This is a genomic window from Hydrocoleum sp. CS-953 (assembly GCF_002260545.1).
In the GTDB taxonomy this organism is placed as follows: Bacteria; Cyanobacteriota; Cyanobacteriia; order Cyanobacteriales; family Microcoleaceae; genus Trichodesmium.
This window is the reverse complement of the sequence record NZ_LGSU01000919.1, coordinates 1-5,437: the sequence shown is the minus strand read 5'-3', so window position 1 is coordinate 5,437 and position 5,437 is coordinate 1. Positions and strand designations below refer to the sequence as shown.

Below are 5,437 nucleotides of genomic sequence, written 5' to 3'. Positions count from 1 at the left end.
TGCAAAATCTCTAGAGTAAAAGCGGTAGAAATTGCTTGTGATGTCTGAAGCTCTTCCACAGTTTCTATCACACTTTGAATATCACCATCCTCAACTAAAGTAAGTAATTTTTGCAATACTTCTTGACTAGGAGCAATAACTGCATCGGTATTAATAACCTGAACTATTTCATTTGCTTCTGCCTCTTCTTCATAAACCCACTCTAAGTTCAGATATTCCTGCAAGATTTGTAGTAGTTGGTCAGTTTGTATAGGTTTGGGCAAAAACACATCTGCTCCTGTATCAATAGCATCTTGTTGGTTTCTCTCAAATACACTAGCAGAAGAAGCGATCGCTACTACATCTTTCAAACTTTCCGAACTGTGGATGCGTTTAAGTAATTCATAACCATTCATTATTGGCATCATTAAATCGGTAATAACTACATCTGGTGGCGATGCCATCATTTTTTCCCAAGCTTCTTTTCCATTTTCCGCTTCACTCATCTCAAAACCTAGCATTTCTAGGAAATTTATAACCACTGAACGATTTTCCCAACGGTCATCTACTACTAACACACGACGTTTTTTACCTTGATAACCCAAGATAGTTCCCTGGTGAAAATTTCTAGAAGTTGTTGCCCATTCTTTAGCTTCCGCTACTTCTAGATCAAACCAGAAGGTACTGCCCTTACCAACTTCACTGTCAACTTTTAATTGACTGTTCATAAGTTTGACTATTCTCTGGCTAATAGCTAATCCTAAACCTGTACCTTCAGACTGTTTTTGGCGATCGCCGACTTGCTCAAATGGCAAGAAAATTTTTGCCTGTTGNCACACGACGTTGTTTACCTTGATAACCCAAGATAGTTCCCTGGTGAAAATTTCTAGAAGTTGTTGCCCATTCTTTAGCTTCCGCTACTTCTAGATCAAACCAGAAGGTACTGCCCTTACCAACTTCACTGTCAACTTTTAATTGACTGTTCATAAGTTTGACTATTCTCTGGCTAATAGCTAATCCTAAACCTGTACCTTCAGACTGTTTTTGGCGATCGCCGACTTGCTCAAATGGCAAGAAAATTTTTGCCTGTTGTTCTGGAGTCATACCTACTCCTGTATCTTTGACTTCAAAGCGCAGGCTGTATTGTGTAGGGTCTTGTGCATGTTTTTGTGCTGTCACAGTAAAAGTGACACTACCAGCATCAGTAAACTTAACCGCATTTCCCAGAAGATTTATTAATACTTGCTGTAGTCGTTTTTCATCAGCACGAATACCTACGGGTAAATTCTCATCAGGAGTGTAGTAAAAATCTATATCTTTTTGTTGAGCGCGGATACGACAAATTTCGGCAACCCCTTGCAGGAAAGAAGGAAAATGAAACTCGGCGAGAAGGAGATCCAACTTGCGAGCTTCAATTTTGGAGAGATCGAGAACATCATTAATTAAGTTGAGTAGGTGAGAACCACACTGTTGGATGATACCAATACCATTGTGTTCCTTGTCACTGATGTTTTGAGAACGTTGCAGGATTTGAGCGTAACCAAGTATGCCGTTGAGGGGAGTCCGTAATTCATGGCTCATATTGGCGAGAAATTCGCTCTTAGCTTGGTTGGCAACTTCTGCNATACCAATACCATTGTGTTCCTTGTCACTGATGTTTTGAGAACGTTGCAGGATTTGAGCGTAACCAAGTATGCCGTTGAGGGGAGTCCGTAATTCATGGCTCATATTGGCGAGAAATTCGCTCTTAGCTTGGTTGGCAACTTCTGCCTGCTCTTTAGCTTTTTCTAGTTGTTGATTTGATTCTGCTAAAGCTGCTGTCCGCTCTTCAACCTTTTGTTCTAAATTTTCAAAAGCTGTTTGTAACTGCTTCCCCATGTAATCAAATGACTCAGCTAGTTCTCCTACTTCATCTAGGCGATTAATATCGATACCGCTCTCCCATTTTCCTGTAGCGATATTTTTCGCTGCCTTGTTTAAGCGAATAATAGGTTGAGTCACCCATCTAGTTGTTAAAATACCGATCGCTGTTGCCAGAGTTAACGCCCCTAGACACATGAGAATTGTAATCCGAGTATTAGCATTAATTTGTTCCATAAAATCTGATTCTGGAACAGCAATTACAACCAGCCAATTTAACCCTTTTTCGTCACTGTATGGTAAAACCTCGACAAACTGACGCTCTCCATTTAGTTTAAAGTCGAGTTGTTTTGTCTTCTCAATTGCTGCCAAATTATTATAACGCTCTGCTAGTGTCTTTGCTGTCAGACGAATCAGTTCATTCTCTGCTACTTCTGCCTTCACCCGTTTAGCACCTGTTTCAGTTTGCATCGTAACTGGTTCGGAGGTAGAAGTAGCGACCAGAGTACCATCCCGCTCCATGATAAAAATATGGCCTGTCTTACCAATTTTTAAGGTAGCGAGAAATTCATTAATCTCCGATAGATAGAGACGACTAGCTAAAACCCCTAAAAGATCGCCATCTTGATTATAGACAGGAGTGCTTGCTGGTAAAACTAGGAGTTGGTTATTAGTAAGGAAGCTAAAAATTGGATTCCAGCAGGCAGTATTCTGTTGAATTGTATTCTGATACCAAGGACGTTTTCGTGGATCGTACTTCGATCTAATTTTGATCATATCTGTACGATCACCGTTTTCATCTAATCGATATCCTGTTATTTTGTTATCTGTTGAAGCATCAGATTTGTTCGTCATCATACCCGATCTATCAGGGGTGTATTCGACTGCTGTAAATGCTCCAGTGGCACTACCAAAGGCAATATTTCCAATCCCAGAAAACAAGTTGAGCTGTTCCCAGAATTGGCGCTGTCTACTCTCTGGATCGAGAATATCAAATTGTTGTAGTTTGACTGCCTGAATATTAATTTGATTCAGTAGATGAGGGGTTGCTAGATATGTTTCTAAGTATTTCTCAATTTTCGTAGCTGTTGTATATCTGAGTTGACTAGCCAGATCGTTGACTGCTTTTTGTCCATTACGAATTGATAACCAACCTGTCAAACCAACGGCTGCTGAAATCTGGAGAAAAAAGGGAATGAGTATTACGAAAAATAAGGATGACTTCCTTTTTTTGGGAGGAGTATATATTAACTCAGATTGTGATTTTGAGATATTAACCATAAGTATATTAATTGTATAGGAGGGAATAGGGAGTAGGGAGTAGGGAGTAGGGAGTAGGGAGCAGGAAACAGGGAGCAGGGAGAAATAGGGGACTCATTAATTGGGGTTGGGAGTGAGCGATCATAATTTATCCTGATTTTTCACTTGAATAATCAAAAGTTGAGGCAACGGCTTTTAAATATTCTCAACTGGAATTTCAATCACAAATACTGTACATTCTCCAACTTGAGAATTAATACTGAGTCTGCCATTATGTTTTTCCACAATAATTTGATTAGCGATCGCCAAACCTAACCCTGTACCTTTACCAACTGGTTTAGTTGTAAACATTGGTTCAAACAATCGTTCTTTAATGGATTCGGGAATGCCAATTCCGTTATCTGCGATTTGGATAACTATTTGTTTCTCAGAAGTTATTTTAGTTGTAATTTTAATTTGAGGAATTCGAGCGTGCAATTTTCCTTGAACTATCGCTTCATCTAGAGCATCAATTGCATTTGCTAGAATATTCATAAATACCTGATTCATTTGTCCTGGATAACATAGCACTGAGGGCAATGTTCCATAAGTTTTGAAAACTTCGATTTGGGGATGATCGCCTTTATTTTTAAGACGATGCTGTAAAATCATTAGGGTGCTATCTAAACATTCATGCAAATCTGCCAGGGATTTAGTTTCACTATCTGAACGAGAAAATGTCCGCAGTGAGGTGGATATGTCTTTTATCATTTTAGTACCTAATCTAAAGGATTCTAAAATCTTTGTCATATCTTCTAGAACAAATTCCAAGTCCAAATCCTCAATAGCATCCTTTAACTTGGGTGAAGGTCTAGGATATTCCTGCTGATACAAATCTAGAATCTTACTGACTCCAGTTATATACTCTTCGAGTGGTTCAATATTATTGACAATAAAGTGAATTGGATTATTAAGTTCATGGCCAATTCCAGAAATCATTTCACCAAGACTAGAGAGTTTTTCTTGCTGTACCAGTTGCACTTGGGCCTTTTGTAAGTCATTTGTGCGATCGCGTACCTGTTCTTCAAGAGATTCTGTCAGGTGCTTTAGTTGCAAGTGTACCTTGACTCTTGCTATAACTTCACCCTGATCAAATGGTTTGGGAATATAATCAACTGCACCCAAGGCAAATCCTTTCGCTTTACTTTCCCTATCAGTAAGGGCAGTTGTAAAAATGATGGGTATGGATGCAGTAGCATGGTTTTCTTTTAGACGACGACAAGTTTCAAAACNACCTTGACTCTTGCTATAACTTCACCCTGATCAAATGGTTTGGGAATATAATCAACTGCACCCAAGGCAAATCCTTTCGCTTTACTTTCCCTATCAGTAAGGGCAGTTGTAAAAATGATGGGTATGGATGCAGTAGCATGGTTTTCTTTTAGACGACGACAAGTTTCAAAACCGTCTATTCCTGGCATTTGTACATCAAGTAATATTAGTTCAGGTTGATTCCGCTCAACTAGGGTTAAAGCACTTTCTCCATCTATTGCTACTCGAAAACGAAACCCTGCACCACGCAACGCTTCTGAGAGTACAGACAAATTTGTGGGATTATCGTCTACAATAAGAATGAATTTGGCATTTGTATTTGTTGACATGATCGGGTTTATTGACTTACAGCAAAGGAATTTGACGTAGCAGTCAGCGGTCAGCAGTCAGCTATCAGCTTTTCACTGTGTATAATGGGGGTTTCAATCCCCCATAAAAGGCGCACCACTAATTTTTCAAGCTCTTGTGGGGGGCTTAAACCCTCGGATTTTAGCTGACAGCTAATAGCTAGTTAATAGTAAGCATTTCCTGCGGAATGCTGCGCATTTCCGTTCCGGAATGCTCCGCAAACATATCGCGCAGCGAAGCAAGCGAAACAGCTATTAGCGGTCAGCTCTTCCTAGGTCATGCTGCGCAAACAGCTTTTAAAGACCCCCCCTTAAGGGCGAGGTTTAAATTAAGTAAACATTGGTTTAACTTCTACTACATTTTCAACCCATAAATTAAAGCACAAGAACAACTAGCTCGAATTGTCAACTAAAGGTAATGAAACTGTTAACGTACTTCCTCCGCAGGAGGCTAGCTCATAGCTGACTGCTGAATGCTTACATTTCATAAGTGTTTAAGGACAGGGAATACATATTAAAAATATTGTGATAGGATAAAAAATCCTACCCTAATTCAACTATTGTTTCTCCTAACTCTAACATAATTTTTTCACGACTTATGCAACTTTACTAATTATAGTGACAACACAGTATTATGAGGAGATTATAAAGGATATTATGTAGTAGTTAGTAGTATAGGT

General features: G+C 39.3%; 4 protein-coding genes and 1 pseudogene. All 5 read right to left on the bottom strand.

Annotation, left to right across the window (positions count from 1 at the left end):
- Nucleotides 1–794: response regulator (locus tag AFK68_RS44955; protein WP_371357354.1), on the bottom strand; the 794-nt coding region annotated here is incomplete at its 3' end.
- 19 nt (nt 795–813) lie between these two features.
- Nucleotides 814–1,602 (bottom strand): annotated as a pseudogene (locus AFK68_RS38760) (sensor histidine kinase); the annotation flags it as partial.
- A 1-nt stretch (nt 1,603) separates the two neighbouring features.
- A partial coding sequence (locus AFK68_RS44950) for a cache domain-containing protein (protein ID WP_371357352.1) occupies nt 1,604–3,120 on the bottom strand: 1,517 nt, incomplete at its 3' end.
- A gap of 174 nt (nt 3,121–3,294) precedes the next feature.
- Complete coding sequence (locus tag AFK68_RS44945) at nt 3,295–4,314, bottom strand: ATP-binding protein (RefSeq protein WP_371357353.1); 1,020 nt, start codon at nt 4,312–4,314, stop codon at nt 3,295–3,297.
- A 57-nt stretch (nt 4,315–4,371) separates the two neighbouring features.
- The coding region (locus AFK68_RS12485; RefSeq protein WP_246844144.1) for a response regulator at nt 4,372–4,739 on the bottom strand (368 nt) is incomplete at its 3' end.
- Between the last annotated feature and the right edge of the window lie 698 nt (nt 4,740–5,437).